11 protein-coding genes and 1 tRNA gene are annotated in these 15,255 nt (G+C 70.9%); 6 read left to right on the plus strand and 6 right to left on the minus strand.

What is annotated here, in order from left to right:
- Nucleotides 1-74: 74 nt before the first annotated feature.
- Nucleotides 75-911: an SDR family oxidoreductase gene (locus tag ACZ4XX_RS32050; protein WP_468511367.1), complete on the minus strand. Its 837-nt coding sequence runs from the start codon at nucleotides 909-911 to the stop codon at nucleotides 75-77.
- 533 nt (nucleotides 912-1,444) lie between these two features.
- Here ACZ4XX_RS32050 and ACZ4XX_RS32055 point away from each other — a divergent pair.
- A complete protein-coding gene (locus ACZ4XX_RS32055) occupies nucleotides 1,445-2,641 on the plus strand; it encodes a serine/threonine-protein kinase (protein ID WP_468511368.1) in 1,197 nt (398 codons plus the stop codon).
- A gap of 58 nt (nucleotides 2,642-2,699) precedes the next feature.
- On the opposite strand, the gene ACZ4XX_RS32060 is transcribed toward ACZ4XX_RS32055, so the two are convergent.
- Both ACZ4XX_RS32060 and ACZ4XX_RS32065 read right to left on the minus strand, forming a co-directional pair.
- The gene (locus tag ACZ4XX_RS32060; protein WP_468511369.1) at nucleotides 2,700-3,305 is read right to left on the minus strand and encodes a dihydrofolate reductase family protein; all 606 of its coding nucleotides are present in this window, start codon (nucleotides 3,303-3,305) and stop codon (nucleotides 2,700-2,702) included.
- A gap of 222 nt (nucleotides 3,306-3,527) precedes the next feature.
- On the minus strand, nucleotides 3,528-4,175 hold the full coding sequence (locus ACZ4XX_RS32065; RefSeq protein ID WP_468511393.1) for a TetR/AcrR family transcriptional regulator: 648 nt from the start codon (nucleotides 4,173-4,175) through the stop codon (nucleotides 3,528-3,530).
- 168 nt (nucleotides 4,176-4,343) lie between these two features.
- On the opposite strand from ACZ4XX_RS32065, the gene ACZ4XX_RS32070 reads away from it, so the two are divergent.
- From ACZ4XX_RS32070 to ACZ4XX_RS32080, 3 genes are all read left to right on the plus strand, one after another.
- Entirely contained in the window at nucleotides 4,344-5,813 is a 1,470-nt protein-coding gene (locus ACZ4XX_RS32070; protein WP_468511370.1) for an MFS transporter, read from the plus strand.
- 995 nt (nucleotides 5,814-6,808) lie between these two features.
- On the plus strand, nucleotides 6,809-8,671 hold the full coding sequence (locus ACZ4XX_RS32075) for a glycosyl hydrolase family 18 protein (RefSeq protein ID WP_468511371.1): 1,863 nt from the start codon (nucleotides 6,809-6,811) through the stop codon (nucleotides 8,669-8,671).
- 599 nt (nucleotides 8,672-9,270) lie between these two features.
- Nucleotides 9,271-9,389 (plus strand) — tRNA-OTHER (locus tag ACZ4XX_RS32080).
- A gap of 105 nt (nucleotides 9,390-9,494) precedes the next feature.
- On the opposite strand, the gene ACZ4XX_RS32085 is transcribed toward ACZ4XX_RS32080, so the two are convergent.
- Nucleotides 9,495-10,292 (minus strand): SGNH/GDSL hydrolase family protein, encoded by a 798-nt coding sequence (locus tag ACZ4XX_RS32085; RefSeq protein WP_468511372.1) that lies wholly within the window; start codon nucleotides 10,290-10,292, stop codon nucleotides 9,495-9,497.
- A gap of 414 nt (nucleotides 10,293-10,706) precedes the next feature.
- Here ACZ4XX_RS32085 and ACZ4XX_RS32090 point away from each other — a divergent pair, with 414 nt between their 5' ends.
- Both ACZ4XX_RS32090 and ACZ4XX_RS32095 read left to right on the plus strand, forming a co-directional pair.
- Complete coding sequence (locus ACZ4XX_RS32090) at nucleotides 10,707-11,027, plus strand: hypothetical protein (protein WP_468511373.1); 321 nt, start codon at nucleotides 10,707-10,709, stop codon at nucleotides 11,025-11,027.
- A 163-nt stretch (nucleotides 11,028-11,190) separates the two neighbouring features.
- On the plus strand, nucleotides 11,191-11,499 hold the full coding sequence (locus ACZ4XX_RS32095; protein ID WP_468511374.1) for a hypothetical protein: 309 nt from the start codon (nucleotides 11,191-11,193) through the stop codon (nucleotides 11,497-11,499).
- A gap of 312 nt (nucleotides 11,500-11,811) precedes the next feature.
- On the opposite strand, the gene ACZ4XX_RS32100 is transcribed toward ACZ4XX_RS32095, so the two are convergent.
- Nucleotides 11,812-13,476 (minus strand): glycoside hydrolase family 64 protein, encoded by a 1,665-nt coding sequence (locus ACZ4XX_RS32100; RefSeq protein ID WP_468511375.1) that lies wholly within the window; start codon nucleotides 13,474-13,476, stop codon nucleotides 11,812-11,814.
- 216 nt (nucleotides 13,477-13,692) lie between these two features.
- Complete coding sequence (locus ACZ4XX_RS32105) at nucleotides 13,693-14,955, minus strand: family 16 glycosylhydrolase (protein WP_468511376.1); 1,263 nt, start codon at nucleotides 14,953-14,955, stop codon at nucleotides 13,693-13,695.
- Nucleotides 14,956-15,255: the final 300 nt, after the last annotated feature.

Raw genomic sequence — 15,255 nt, forward strand, 5'->3', positions numbered from 1 at the left:
CAGACGGTGCGGCGCGCGGAAGAGGCCCCCCCACTGCCGGGGCCTCGCGGCCCAGGGCGATGCGCGACGGCCCGTCAGACGGCGGGCGGTGGCCCGTCGACCAGAGCCCGCGCCGCGGCGTACTCCTCGCGGGCGGCCTGTTCCGCGACGTCCAGATAGCCGTACGCGTCGGCGCCGACCGGGATGCGCAGGGGCGTGGGGCCCTCAGTGTCGACGATGGCCAGGACCCGTGCCGCGTAGTCGTCGGGACGTCCGGTCTCGGGGCTGTCGGCGAGTCCGCGCGCGCCTTCGAGCATCTCGCGGTTGGTCACGTCGTAGGCGGGGACCCGGTGGGCGGCTTCCGTCATGGCGGTGCCGTAGCGGGTGGCGAACATGCCGGGTTCGACGACCGTGACACGGATGCCGTGCGGGGCCGCCTCCACCGCGAGAGCCTCGCTCATGCCTTCCAGCGCGTGCTTCGCGGCCACGTAGGCGCCGAGGCCCGGGAAGGCCATCCGGCCGACGACGGAGGAGACGTTGAGGATGTGGCCGTGCCCCTGGGCCCGCATCAGGGGCAGGGCGAGCCGCGTGAGCCTCCAGGGCCCGACGACCAGGATCTCCAGCTGCTCCCGGAGTTCGGCGTCGGAGACCTCCTCGACCGCTCCGAACAGACCGACGCCGGCGTTGTTGACGAGGACGTCGATGCCTCCGAGGCGGTCCACGGCCGTCCGGACGGCCTCCTGGCACGAGGCCGGGTCCCGCAGCTCCAGCGGCACCGGGACGATCCGTCCGGGCCAGGCGGCGGTGAGGTCCTCCAGGTCCGCGGTCTTGCGGGCGGTGACCACGAGTTCGTGCCCCGCCCGTGCCGCCGCGGCGGCCAATGCCCTTCCGAGGCCTGAAGAGCACCCCGTGATCAACCAGCGCCTGCCCATGGATCCCCCCGTATGGATCGCCGAAGTGGTGACGCGCGAACGGTCCTGACCTCTGGCGCCGCCGGACACGCACCTTCCCGTCCGCGGCGGGCGGGACGGGACGCGCTTCATCGTGGCGGCGAGATCCGGCCACGGCCATCCCTCACGCAGGGGCGCGCGGGCGCACGGTCGGGCGCAGTGGAGCCCGTTCCCCCGAACCCTCCGGTACTGCGAACCACCCGCGACGGGCAGAGAGCTCACGCCGCCTCCCCAGGGAGCACCCGGAAGGTGTCCTCCACCGCCCGCGCGCGGACGCCCGAAAGCGACCGGCCGCCCGCGTCGGCCGAATGCGCGGACGTCACAGGGATGTCCCGGGACATCCGGGGCAGCCGTACCCCGAGGTCCCCACGCGGCGGCCGCACGGCCGCGACGTTCGGTGGCGACCAGCGCCCCAGGCCGGAGGGTCCGCACTGGGCGGGGCGAAGGGCGGCACACCGCTCGTCGACGAAAAGGCGGACGGCACAAGGCGACAACGGAACACAGGGAGAACCGAGATGCAGGTCCGTCCGTGGCGCGTCCAACCCGACACCCGGCTGACGGCTCACGCAGTCGCCGGCCGGTATCGGCTCGACGCCCTGCTGGGGAGAGGGGGAGCAGCCGACGTCTACGAAGCCGTGGACCTCCGGCTGCGCAGGCCCGTCGCGGTGAAGGTCTTCCGCCGCGGGGACACCCGGACGGAGGAGCACTCCGACCACGAGGGACGCCTGCTGGCCCAGCTGCAGCACCCCGGTCTGGTGACCCTCTTCGACTCCGGTCGTGACGAAGGCCGTCCCTTCCTGGTGATGGAGCTCGTCAGAGGGACGACCCTGCGCCGGCGCCTCGCCCGCTCCGCGCTCTCGGCGGCCGAGACCTGCCGCATGGGAGTCGCACTGTCCTCCGCACTCGCCCATGTGCACGGAACAGGAATAGTGCACCGTGACGTCAAGCCGTCGAACATCCTCCTGGACCCGACGGACGCCCCGCGCCTGACGGACTTCGGGATCTCCCGCCGCTTCGCCGCCGCCGACGACCCCACGGCCGCGCCCGACGACGCCGTGAGCAGCGTGGCCGCCCCGGCCACCGACGGCGAGGACATCCTCATGGGAACGGCTTGCTACATGGCACCGGAACAGGCACTCGGCCGGACCACGGGGCCCCAGGCCGACGTCTACAGCCTCGGACTCGTGCTCCTGGAGGCCCTCAAGGGCGAACGGGAGTACGACGGCCGGCCCCTGGAGGCGGCACTCGCACGGCTGCACCGCCCGCCGCAGCTGCCCGACGGACTCCCCCCAGGGCTCGGCGAGCTGTTGAAGGCCATGACGGCGCACGAGGCCTCCAGCCGTCCCGACGCCCGCACCTGCCAGAAGGCCTTGGCCGCGCTGCCGATCCCCGACGCGTGCGACGCCCCGCACGCCGCAGAGCCGGCGGCGCCGCCCGGGGACCCCGGGCACCCCTCCGGAGTCCGCCGCTCGCCCGGTACGCTCCCGAGCGGCCGGACCACGCCCACGAAGGCGGAGCCGACGACCAGGTCGCCCCACCGCCCGGGACGACTGCTCCTCGCCAAGAGTGCTGCCCTGGCCGCCCTCGGCATCACGCTGACAGGCTCCGTCGGCGCCGTCCCCGTCGGGAGCCGTAGTGTCGTGGACCCGCTGTCCCACCGCGTGACCGCCCCACAGATACCGGACGCGGCGAAGGCGACGACGGTCGACTGACCACCCCTGTCAGCGCCAGTCGGCTACGGCGTGGGAGCGGCCGGTGGGCGGGGCGACGTCACGCAGGGACGATGAGCGGCGGGTGGTCGAGGACGCGCGGTGTGTACTCGACCAGCTGGATGCGGCCGTCGAAGGTGCGGTGCTCGGTCATCTCCAGCGCGACGTCCGGGTAGCCGTCGTAGATGCGTTCCTCGCCCGTGGCCCCGGTGATCACCGGGAACATCACGACGCGGAAGCGGTCGACGAGTCCGGCTCGTAGCAGGGAGCGGGACAGGCTGAGGCTGCCGATCGTGCTGAGGAGGCCGACGCCGCTCGATTTCATGGCGCGGACCGCCTCGACGGCGTCGTTGCGGACGAGCGTGGAGTTGGCCCACGTCAGTGGCTCCTCGAGCGAGGAGGAGAACACCACCTTGGACGCTTGCGTGAGCTCGTCGACGGACGCCTCTTCTTCGGGCCTGAACTCGTCCTGGCCGGTGGGGACCTCACCTGCGGCGAAGCCCGACATCAGGCGGTAGGTGTTCGCTCCCATCAGATAGGTGACCTCGGGCTGCTCGCCGAGCCACGCGAGGTACTCCGGGCCTTCGAGGCCCCAGAACCCGGGCCATCCCTCTCCTGAGGCGCAGCCGTCGAGGGACGTGATGAAGTCGACGAGAAGCTCCGACATGGCGGTGTCCTTTCCTGGGCTGTCACGAGTGTGGACCGGCCGGGAGAGGCAGACTCATCGGCCGCGCCGCGGGGCAGTGAGAACGACCCGGGCGAGCTGTCGCTCCAGCCCCGTTCAGTTCAAGGGCCACTCGGGTGTCGTGTTCTTCGGGCGGCCGTGGTCGCTCCCGATCCCAGGCCGAGCTTCTCCGCGGGTGGTCGTGGTTGCCGTGTACGGGGGCGGTCAGAGGCCTGCCTGGAGGCGGAGGCCCGACAGGGTGAGGTCCAGGGCGGAGCGGAACTGGTCGGTGTCGTCGTGGCCGTCGAATTCGTCGACGATCTCGTGGACGAAGGGAAACTCCTGCGGGGGGAGTTCTCGCCAGGCCCCGGCGAAGCGGCCGAGGAACTCGTCCCGGTTCACCGCGCCGTCGAGGATCTCCTGGGGTGGTTCCTGGCCCATGTCGACGGCGGAGCCGACGACGACGCCGATGACTGCTGAGACGGCGTGGAAGCGCTGGCGGGCGGTGAGGTCGAGGCGCAGGGTCTGCCGGCCGAGCATCTCGTAGATGCGCAGGGAGTTGCTCTGTACGTCGGTGTTGCGCATGAAGTACGCGCCGAGCCACGGGCGGCGGACGACTGCGTCGAAGAGGGTGACGGCCATCGCGCGCAGGTCGTCGACCGCGTCCTGGGTGGGCGGGAGCTTCTCGAGACCGGCGAGGACGTCGGCCATGACGTGGTCCGTGGCGAGGTCCAGCAGCTCGTCCTTGTTGGCGACGTACCAGTAGATGCTGGCGACGCCTCCTCCCAGGCGCTGGGCCAGGGCCCGGAAGGTCAGGGCGGGAGCTCCTGCCTCGTCGAGCAGGGCGACCGCTTCTCCCAGGACGGACTCCATCGAGTGCGAAGCGCGTCGGCGTTCCCTGCCCGGGCGGGACTGCTGGCGTGCCATGGCGTGCACCTCTCACTCGGGACCGGACTTTTGCATCGGATCGAACGCTGTTCTATCGTACCCAATGGAACAGCGTTCGATACTCGAACCGCGTTCGATCGAGAGGAGTGCGCCATGACCACCGCCACGCTCACCCACCTGCCCCGCACCTACCCGTCGCTGCGCGCGGCCTGGATCCCGCTGGCCGCGCTCTGCCTGGCCTTCTTCGTCGAGATGGTCGACAACACCCTGTTGTCGATCGCGCTGCCCACCATCGGCCGCGACCTGGGCGCGGGCACGACCGCCCTCCAGTGGGTGACCGGCGCCTACTCGCTCACCTTCGGGGGGCTGCTGCTCACCGCCGGATCCATCGCGGACCGGTTCGGGCGCCGCCGCGTGCTCCTGATCGGGCTCGCGGTCTTCGGCGTTCTCAGCCTCGGCGTGCTCCTCGTCCATTCCGCGAGCGGCCTCATCGCCTTGCGCGCGGGACTCGGCATAGCCGCTGCCGCGATGGCGCCGATCACGAACTCCCTCGTCTTCCGGCTCTTCGACGACAAGGCGCTCCGCATGCGCGCCATGACCGTGATGATCGTCGTCGGCATGTCCGGATTCGTCCTCGGCCCGCTGCTCGGCGGGACGGCGCTGGCGCATGTGTCCTGGGAGTGGCTGCTCCTCGTCAACGCCCCCATCGCGGTCATCGCCGGTGTCGGTGTCCGGCTCGGCGTCCCGGCCGACCGCCCGCAGGACCTCACCAAGGACTCCCTCGACGTGCCCGGCGCCGTCCTGAGCGTCGCTGCCATCGGCCTCGCCTGCTACTCCCTGACCAGCGGCGTCGAGCACGGCTGGCTCTCCACGATCACCCTCGCGTCCGTCGTCGGTGCCCTCGCCGCGGCGCTCTGGTTCGTCCGGCACGAGCGCCGCACGGCCGCCCCCATGCTCGATCTGCGCCTCTTCTCCCGCGGCACCGTCCGGGGCGCCGCCCTCGCGCAGATCGGCACGTCCATCGCCATGGCCAGCGTCATGTTCGGCCTGATCCTGCACTTCCAGTACGCCTACGGCTGGAGCCCGGTGCGGGCCGGCCTCGCCAACCTGCCGATCATCGCGACCATGCTCCTGGCCACCCCGCTGTCGGAGTGGCTCGCCCGGCGCTTCGGGCATCGCGTCGCCTGCCTGGTGGGCGCAGGGTTCCTCGCGGGCTCACTTGCCGGGCTCGCCTGGGGCGTCGAGCACGGCTACGCCGTCATCGCGGTCTGCATGGTGCTCATGACCATCGGCCTGCGCACCGTCATGACGATCTGCGCGGTCGCCCTCGTCGATGCCATGCCGGCCAACCGCACCTCCATCGGCGCCGCGCTCAACGACACCGCCCAGGAAGTCGGCTCCAGCGTCGGCACGGCCGTCGTCGGCACCCTCATCGCCGTCCTGGTCACCACCCAGCTCCCCGCCGGCACCTGGAGCAGCGACCTCATCGCGTCCTTCTTCCACGGCGAGCGCATCACCTACGCCCTCCTCGCCGTCGTCGTCGGCCTGATCGCCGGCGGCGGCGCACTGAGCCTCACCGACTCCCGCTCCGTCGAGGAGCACCCGATCGAGGAGACCGCCTGAGAACCCCGCCCGCCACCCGTCCACCTCTGGGCGCACACCGCGGTGTCCCGGACGAGGGCCGTGCGTCGGCGGTCAGGAACTCCGGCTCGCGGAAACCGTTCCCTGCCGAGGGTGCTACGAGGGTCATTCACCGACGGTCAGGGTCTCTGGTCCGCGGAACTCGTCCCTCTCCGAGGGCTACTGCGCCGCGCCGCCCTGCTCGGGGTCGGCCACGACCCCGAGCCGAGCGCGGCCCGTACTCCCCGGGGACCAGCTGCCACTCACCGCAGGCCGCACGGGTGGCGCCCCCCCCGCCCGGGAGCGCACCCGCGCTCCCGGGCACCTTCGCCTGCTTCCTCGGGCGACGCACCCAGGATTCGCCACCGCGGGTGAGAGGGCCCCGGTGGGCTGACGGTCCTTGTCCGGCCCGCGGCCCCCGGGGAACCGTTCATGACCAGTGCCACCTCCATGGCCCCGCCGATCACCCGCCTGCGCAAGCGCGGGATCGCATCGAACTGGTGCCTGTCGATGCGCTGAGTACGGCCTGGGGCGCCGACCGCCTGGACATGGGCCACCCGCACTGAGCCCGCCGCGCACCCGGGTCCGCCCCGCACAGGCCCCACCTGCACGGGCGGGCCCGGCCTTGTGAAGCGGTCCCCAGATCACGGCGGGTGAGAGCCTGTCCCCGCACCCTCGCCGTCACCGCCACTGGCGAGCTTCGACTGCTGCGGGAGCAGACGCGTCGCCGTCGGCGGCCTCTGTGCGAGGTGCTCATCCCTCACGTGCGACGAGAAGATGAGGGGCTGAGGGCTGCCAGGTGCGGGACGGGGCGGCGATCGCGGTACGTGGTCGTCAACGGCCTTTTGGTCCAGACCTCTTGACGATTGGTCTAGTCCTTCCTAGGGTCGCGGGAACACTGCGGTGGGTGCCGAGGAGGGACACCACGCACTCAGGGACACGCAGGGTTGACAGGCCAGGGACCCCCCTGCCCGCCGAACCTCACCCGAGGAGTTTCCTTGAGTACCCCCACGCGGCGGCGCCGCCCCAGATCGGCACAGAGCATCACCCCGAACAGGCGGTCCAAGGCCCTCGCGGGCGCCACCGCGCTACTCCTCCCGCTGGCCGCCATGGTCGGCCTCGCCGCCCCCGCAGAAGCCGCCGCCTCGGCCACCGCCACCTACACCAAGGCCTCCGACTGGGGATCGGGCTTCGAGGGCAAGTGGACGGTGAAGAACACCGGTACCACGACGCTCAACTCCTGGACCGTGGAGTGGGACTTCCCCGCGAGCACCAAGGTCACCTCGGCCTGGGACGCCACCGTCACCAACTCCGCGGACCACTGGACCGCCAAGAACCTCGGCTGGAACGGCACCCTCGCCCCCGGCGCATCCGTCTCCTTCGGCTTCAACGGCAGCGGCACCGGAGCCCCCACCGGCTGCAAGCTCAACGGCGCCGCCTGCGACGGCAGCACCACCCCTGGTGACAGCGTCCCCTCCGCCCCGGGCGCCCCCGCGGCGAGCGACCTCACCGACACCTCGGTGAAGCTGTCCTGGACGGCCGCCACGGACGACAAGGGCGTCAAGAACTACGACGTCAAGCGGGACGGCGTCACCGTCGCCACCGTCACCGGCACCACCTACACCAACACCGGCCTGACCGCCGGCACCGACTACGGCTACACCGTGGTCGCCCGCGACACCGCCGACCAGACCGGCCCGGCCTCGGCCGCCACGACGGTCCGCACCACCGGCGGCGGTGGCGGCGAGAACCCCGGCGGCAGCGGCAAGATCAACCTGGGCTACTTCACCAACTGGGGCTCCTACACGGTGAAGAACCTGGTGACCTCGGGCTCCGCCTCGAAGATCACGCACATCAACTACGCCTTCGGCAACGTGCAGAACGGCAAGTGCACCATCGGCGACCCCTACGAGGACTACCAGAAGTCCTACACCGCCGCCCAGTCCGTCGACGGTGTCGCCGACACCTGGGACCAGCCGCTGAGCGGTCACTTCAACCAGCTGCGCAAGCTCAAGGCGCAGTACCCGCACATCAAGGTCCTCTGGTCGTTCGGCGGCTGGACCTGGTCCGGCGGCTTCGGCCAGGCCGTGCAGAACCCCGCCGCCTTCGCCCAGTCCTGCTACGACCTGGTCGAGGACCCGCGCTGGGCCGACGTCTTCGACGGCATCGACCTGGACTGGGAGTACCCCAACTCCTGCGGTCTGACATGCGACACCAGCGGCCCGGCCTCGATCAAGAACATGATGCAGGCCATGCGCGCCAAGTTCGGTCCGAACAACCTGCTCACTGCGGCCATCACCGCCGACGGCTCCAACGGCGGCCGGCTCGACGCTGCCGACTACGGCGGCGCGGCGCAGTACATCAACTGGTACGACGTGATGACGTACGACTACTTCGGCACATGGGCCGCGCAGGGTCCGACGGCCCCGCACTCCCCGCTGACCTCGTACCCCGGCATCCCCGCGCAGGGCTTCAACTCGGCGGACGCGATCGCCAAGCTGAAGGCCAAGGGCGTCCCGGCCTCCAAGCTGCTGCTCGGCATCGGCTTCTACGGCCGCGGCTGGACCGGCGTCACCCAGTCCGCCCCTGGCGGCAGCGCCACCGGCCCGGCGGCCGGCGTCGAGCCGGGCAACCAGTACTACAAGGTCCTGAAGACCACCTGCCCGGCCACCGGCACGATCGCAGGCACGGCATACGCGCACTGCGGCACCGACTGGTGGAGCTACGACACCCCCGCGACCGTCGGCACCAAGATGGCGTGGGCCAAGAGCCAGAGCCTGGGCGGCGCGTTCTTCTGGGAGTTCAACGGCGACACCGTCAACGGCGAACTCGTGAACGCGATCAGCAACGGCCTGAAGTAACCGCGGGTAGAACCACAGGGGTGACCGCACAGCCTGCCCGCCCCGACCAGGGGCGGGCAGGCCGCGTCCCGGCTGCCGGGTCGCCACCACGTCCCACACCGGGGGAGAGGCGGGGGAGGGTCCACGGACGTCTGCACGGTTGCGTGAGGCGGGGGACCGCAAGTGTGCCCGGACGGAGGATCCCCACGAGTATCAGCGGTTCCGCCGGCGCGGACGTCCGCAACCGACGCCGCCGGGCAGGGGTACGGGCACATGCAGGCTCTGCGGCACCTGTGCATCCGGATGCCCGCCGGCTCCACCACTGCATGCAGACCCACGCCCTTCCCTGCCGTTGGCGTTGCCTTCGCTGACGACGAGGCGTGAGGCGGGACGGAAGGCTGTGCCCTGCTGGTGGGGGGTGAGGTTTCCATGGGTTGGATTCCGCACCGGGTCGGGAGGCTCTGTACGGGGTCACCCGAGGTCCGGGGACGCTGTTGCCGATCCCGGGTCGCAAGGGGCGTCGGTCGGACGTCGGTCGGATCACAGATATGGACTCGTCTGGGACGAACGACGTCTCTACTCTGGGTGGGAGTGGGACCGCGCGTGGTCCCGCAGGTTGCGCGCCGTGGCAGAGCGGTCCAATGCGATCGCCGTGGTGGAGGGCCCCTCCGCGGCGAGTGACGGAGACGGGGCGGCCCTGCCCCTGTCTGTCTCGCGGGTTCGAATCCCGTCGGCGTCGCAACCGTGGCGGGTCGGGAAAGGGCGACGCGCCACCCCGCCGGAAGGGAACACGCACCCAACTCGGCCGTGATCGTCCCGTACGGCCGCAGGCGGGTCTTGTCGTTCAGGGGGTGACCGGCGGCATCTCCACGGGCAGCAGCTCCGGGCGTCGGGCGGCGCGGCCGTCGCCGGAGGAGCGGCCACGCAGGCGGCGGAGAAGCCAAGGGCCGAGGAATCCGGCGGCCCAGCGCAGTTCGGCGGCTGCCGTGCGTACCGCGCCGATGGTCGCGGCCGTGTCGGGCGCCAGCTCCCTGGTCCACGAATCGTCGCTGCCCGGCAGGCCGAGTGCGTGCGCCAGGGCGGCGGAGATCCGGTCGTGTCCCAGCGGGCTCGCGTGCAGTCGGTCCGCGGCCCAGAGGCGCGGATCGGTGGCGGCGGCGTGCGGAGAGGCCTCGGCGAGAGCGACGCCGTGCCGGGCCGCTGCGAGCCGGATGCGGTCGTTGAGGGCGGCGATCCGAGGGGCGACGGGCCGGGCGATGGGTGCGACACGGGTGATGTCGGGGAACGTGACGGTGGCGACGTGCGCGCCCGCGCTGGTGAGCGCGGCGAACATCGCCTCCACGTGGGCGGCGGTCTCGTCCGGGTCGAACCGGGGTCGCAGCAGGTCGTTGACCCCGGCGATCACCGTGGCTACGTCGGGGCGGAGGGCGAGTGCGGGGCCGAGCTGCTCCGCGCGGACCTGTCCGGCGAGCCGTCCCCGGACGGCCAGGTTGGCGTACTGGACCCCCGGACTCACCGCCGCGATCCTTTCGGCGAGGCGGTCCGCGAAGCCGCGCAGCCCGGTGATGTCGTCGCCGTCACCGACCCCCTCTGTCTGGCTGTCGCCCAGCGCGACGTATCGCACGTAAGGACCGTTGCTCATGCGCCTACCGTTTCTCCCGCGGCGACAGCGTGCCGCACTCGGAAGCGCATCGTACTCAATAAAGTGAGTAAGTGTGTCAGTGGGTATAGAGCACGTGGCGGACACAAGTGCGTGGCGAACACCGGGGACCCTCCCGCGGCACCCAGCGGGTGAGGTGCCTGACCTCGTACGGGGTGCGGGCCCGCGCGCCGCCGACCCCGACTCGCCGGTCGCCCGACCGAAGCTCCGGCGTCGGAACACCGGGCGTCCCACGTCCGCGGCGGCGCGCCACACCGACTGCACCGTCGTCAGGTCCAGGCGGCGCACCAGGGCTCCCGAACGGGCGACGTCGGACGTCAGGAACACCGAACCCTATCGGCCGGGCAGATTCCGGCCGCCGCTGATGGACGGCGCGGATCGGGGTACACGGCGGGCATGTCGACGAAGACTGAACGCCTCATGTCCTTGCGAGCCGCACGGCAGCTGCGCCGGGTTCGCGACTTCTACTCGGCCGGCGTCCTGCTGTGGGCGGCGGTCGCGGCCTGGACCGGATGGACCCATCCCGGAAGTAGGCAGATGTGGGTCTCCCTTCTCCTCCTGGGGGTCTTCGCCGGTCTTCTCGTCACGGCCGCCGTCTGGCTGCGGCGATTCCAGGCCGCCCCGGGCCGCAAGCCCGTGCATCACGCCGCCCGTGGCCGCGCGCGTACCCGTCCGACGGCTTGGGGGCACGCGCGTACGCATCACGCCGCCTCGTGACGCGACCCCGCTCCACACCGCAGCAGCGTCCGAGAGCGGGGCCGCCACGGACCCACTTTCCACTGCGCCCCGACGCCATGTCAGAAACCTTTCGGAGTGAGGCCATCACGGAGGATGAGGGAAGCAGAACGACGCCCCACTCCGTCCTACCCGAGGAGTCCCTATGACCACCTTCGTCATCACCGTTCCCGGTACGTTCACCTCGGCCATCGCCGACGCCGAGCGCGCCGCCATCGAGCGGACGCTGGCCCCCCAGCACACAGACGTGAGCGAGACCGAAGGCGTGAACCTGCTGACGCTCAACGAGGACGGCACGTTCGCGATCCGGCTGGAGGTCGAGGCCGCCGACCGCTATGAGGCGAAACTGGACGCGACGAGGCTCGTCTCGGCCGCACTGCGGGAGGTGGGAATCGCGGAAGCCGACGCCCCGCTCGCCCAGCCGGTCGTCACCGGCATCGACAGTGATCTCTGACGTGTCGGTCGTCGATCGTCTCGGCTGACACGCCGGACACAGCTGATGCGTGGCCGCCGCTGAGTCCGGCCGCCCACAGCTTGCGGAGCCGCGAGCACACGGTGGTCCTCCGCGATAAGCACCCGGACCGAAGGTCCCAGGTCCTCGCCTCCGTACGACCTCGACCAGCCGGGCCAAGAGACTCTGCCATGGTGTCTCGTCCTGCTGACGTTCCCAGGTGACGTCGGCCGACGCCGCCGCCGGTGGCGTCCGTAGAACGCCTTCCGGCAACGGCTCGGGCACGGATCGGTCAGACGACCGGCCGGACAAGTCCTAGGCGAAGCTGAACCAGTTGAGGTTGACGAAGTCGGTGGGCTGACCGCTGGTGAAGGTCAGATAGACGTCGTGGGTGCCTGTGGTGTGGCTGATGTCGGCGGGGACCGTACGCCAGGTCTGCCAGCCCCCGGTGCCGGCGACGGCGAAGCTGCCGATCGGAGCGGCGGTAGGGCTGCCGAGGCGGACCTGGACCAGGCCGCTGATGCCCGCGGTGGCGCCGGATGCGACACGGGCGGTGAAGCGGGTGGCGCCGCGGGTGCCGAAGGCGACAGAGGAGTACTTGAGCCAGTCGCCGTGGGACAGCCATCCGACGTCGGAACCGCCGCCGCTGTCGGAGCAGGCCTCCACCTGCGCTCCCGACTGGGACGTGAACGCTTCGGCCTGGATGGTGGCGAAGGCGCTGATCCCGCCACCTGTGGCGGTGGCGGTCGGCGTCGGCGTACCGCCTCCGCCGTCGGCGGTTCCGCCGACGGTGATGGTCCAGCGCCCGGGGCTGCCGGACTGGACCTTGCCCTCGAAGTCCACCCCGGCCGGGTGGACGTCGTCGTAGGGGAAGGCGTACCCGAGGTGGTCGGGAGTGGTGCCGTGCAGGATGCGGGCGTAGTGGTTGGTCCGCGGCCGGGTGTAGAACGAGGCCGGGTTCTCGGCGGTCGGCTGGTGGGGGTTGTCCAGCAGGGTGGTGCGGTTGAAGGCGGCGGCGAGCCGTGCGCTGAGGTTGCCCATCAGGTCGTTGCCCGTGGTGAAGGGGGCGTCGCTGCAGGAGAAGACGGAGAGGGTGGACGGCTTGGCGAAGGTGCCCACTCCCGGGAAGGCGAGCGTGTCGCCGTTCACCCGGCCGGTCACGGTGCCCCAGGTGAACTGGGTGTCGATGCGCAGATCGGTGGAGCGGTACTTGTTCCACACCTCGTCGACGTAGCTGTCGAAGTATCCGCGGAACAGGGCGTTGTTGCCTCGGATGGCCAGATTGGGGCTGACCACGCGCAGGTCGGTACCGCCCTTGGTGACGATCAGCTTGCTCCAGTCGCTGCCGTCGGCTGCGGACTGGTCCCGTAGTGCTGCGGCGACCCGGGACAGCCCGTCGGCGGGCAGTCCACGCACCGTCTGGGGACCCTGTCCGGTCTCCAGCCGGAAGGCGATCGGCAGCGAGACCATGTCGACGAACGTGATGTTGGCGTACAACTGATCGTCGTTGAAAGTGAATTCGCAGAAGTCGTGGTGGACGTTCGCGTTGGGGTCGGTCGGGTTGCTCACCGACGGCAGGGCCAGGCCGCCGCCTCGGTTCATGAGGAAGGTGAGCTTCGCGCCGACGGAGAAGTAGATGCGTCCGCTGTACAGCCGCGGCAGCGTCACCCTCCGCGCCCCGGCTCCGGACGCGTTGAGGGCAAGGGCGCAGTCGACGCCGAGCGGTGTCTGGTCATTGGCCGGGGACGGCGGGTGGTGGAGGCTGGAGCCGTCCGCCTGGATGAAGGCCCAGTTGCCGCCGGCCGCCGGGTCGCGGCCGAGCACGTAGGCGTACACCGTGTTGTTGCCGGTGGTGTTGACCAGATCCAACGGGAGTGTCGGTGTGGTCGAAGCGTCGGCGTCGGCCTCGAGCCAGGTCGCCACGGCGGGCACCGCCAGGGCAAGGCCCGCGGTCGCGGTGAGGAGTTTCCTGCGGGACATCGTTCGCTGGTGGCGAGCCGTCATGGTGGGGGCCGTTCTGTGGGAGGTCGGGTGAGGGAGGCGCCTGGTACAGGTGCGGAACGGGAGGCGGGGAGGCCGGGGAGGAGCCTCGAACGCGGGGGAGGAGCCGGGAACGCGGGGGAGGGGCCGGGAACGGGGACGGATCGGGAGCCGGGGGAGGAGCTCCGGCAGGCCCCTGCCGACTCCGCGGTTCGGTCAGCCGACCGTCCACTTCTGGTTGGCGCCGCCGTTGCATGTCCAGGTCTGCAGCCGGGTACCGTCGGCCGAGGAATTGCCCTTGGCATCCAGGCACTTGCCAGCGCCGATGTTGGTGAGGTCGCGGGAGCCGGTGTACGTCCATCTCTGGGCGTTGGTGCCGTTGCAGGTGTAGAGCTGGACCACGGCGCCGTCCACGGCGGAACCACCGGCCACGTCAAGGCACTTGCCGAGGGCGCGAACGGTGCCGTCGCCGCCGAAGGTCCACTGCTGGGCCGCGTTCCCGGTGCAGTTGTGCAGCTGGATCGGCGTGCGGTCGGCGTTCGAGCCCCCCGCGACGTCGACGCACATGCCGCCGATGCCGCGTATCGGGCGTGCGGTGGTGGTGGCGCTGCCGGAGGCGCGCACGTAGTCGACGACCATCGTCTGCGGGAAGGCCGAGGAGGCGTCGGGGCTACCGGGCCAGTCGCCGCCGACCGCCACGTTGAGGATGAGGAAGAACGGGTGGTCGAAGACCCACTTGTTGCCGTTGCTGCCGGCCGGGGTGAGCGTCTTGTACGTCGTGCCGTCGACCGACCATGCGATCGAGCTCGGGCTCCAGTCCACGGCGAACACATGGAAGTCGTCGGCGAAGGCCCGTCCACCGGGCAGGCTGTACGACGCGCCCAGGCCGCCCGCTCCCGAGTACCCCGGCCCGTGCACCGTGCCGTGCACCGTTTGGGGTTCGCGTCCGATGTTCTCCATGATGTCGATCTCGCCGCTGTTGGGCCACCCCACGGTGCCGAGGTCATTGCCCAGCATCCAGAACGCGGGCCAGATCCCCTGTCCCCGCGGGATCTTGATGCGCGCCTCGAAACGGCCGTACGTCTGAGTGAACGTCTTGGCGGTGTTCAGCCGCGCCGACGTGTACTGGCACTGCCCGTACCAGCACCGCAGCCCGGCATCGGTGTTCTTCCGCGCCGTGAGGACCAGGTGCCCCTGGCCGTCGAGCGCTGCGTTCGCCGTGCTGGTGGTGTAGTACTGCAACTCGTGGTTCCCGAATCCCGAACCACCGGTCTCCAGCGTCCACTTCGCGGAATCGGGCCCGCGGCCCGCCGGTCCGTCGAACTCGTCGGACCAGGTCTGCGCGGCAACCGCGGCGGCACCGGCCCGTGAAGCGCCCGAGCCGACGAAGGACATGAACACCGTCACCACCAGCCCGGCGGTGACGACCAGCACCAGTCCGCCGAAGGACCAACGTCTCGCTCGATGAGCAGCAGTCATGGGCAGTCATCCTTTTCCGAGTGAGGGGAGGGGAACGCGTCCGGGCAGGACCAGCCGTCGGTCTGTCTGTGAGAGCGCTCTCACAGGTGACGCGGTGTCACCCGGGGTCAGTGAGTATCGTGGAGATGTAATGCCCATGGCAACACCGGCCGCATTTGTTGCGAGCCCCTGACCTGCGGTTTTCCTTGGGCGTCAGCGGCTTAACGTTCGCTTAAGGCTGGCTTGAAGTGCCCGAAGGGTGGCATGCCAGGATCTGCACGCTTTCCACCTCGACGGACGCGCCCCGGCCCGAACGCGCGG

Source organism: Streptomyces sp. NPDC029956 (genome assembly GCF_055574655.1).

Bases quoted from the DNA above. Each gene is read 5' to 3' on its own strand.
- ACZ4XX_RS32060 (WP_468511369.1), bottom strand. From the start codon at position 3,305: ATGTCGGAGCTTCTCGTCGACTTCATCACGTCCCTCGACGGCTGCGCC.
- ACZ4XX_RS32095 (WP_468511374.1), top strand. From the start codon at position 11,191: ATGACCACCTTCGTCATCACCGTTCCCGGTACGTTCACCTCGGCCATC.
- ACZ4XX_RS32085 (WP_468511372.1), bottom strand. From the start codon at position 10,292: ATGAGCAACGGTCCTTACGTGCGATACGTCGCGCTGGGCGACAGCCAG.
- ACZ4XX_RS32050 (WP_468511367.1), bottom strand. From the start codon at position 911: ATGGGCAGGCGCTGGTTGATCACGGGGTGCTCTTCAGGCCTCGGAAGG.
- ACZ4XX_RS32090 (WP_468511373.1), top strand. From the start codon at position 10,707: ATGTCGACGAAGACTGAACGCCTCATGTCCTTGCGAGCCGCACGGCAG.
- ACZ4XX_RS32105 (WP_468511376.1), bottom strand. From the start codon at position 14,955: ATGACTGCTGCTCATCGAGCGAGACGTTGGTCCTTCGGCGGACTGGTG.
- ACZ4XX_RS32070 (WP_468511370.1), top strand. From the start codon at position 4,344: ATGACCACCGCCACGCTCACCCACCTGCCCCGCACCTACCCGTCGCTG.
- ACZ4XX_RS32100 (WP_468511375.1), bottom strand. From the start codon at position 13,476: ATGTCCCGCAGGAAACTCCTCACCGCGACCGCGGGCCTTGCCCTGGCG.
- ACZ4XX_RS32055 (WP_468511368.1), top strand. From the start codon at position 1,445: ATGCAGGTCCGTCCGTGGCGCGTCCAACCCGACACCCGGCTGACGGCT.
- ACZ4XX_RS32065 (WP_468511393.1), bottom strand. From the start codon at position 4,175: ATGGAGTCCGTCCTGGGAGAAGCGGTCGCCCTGCTCGACGAGGCAGGA.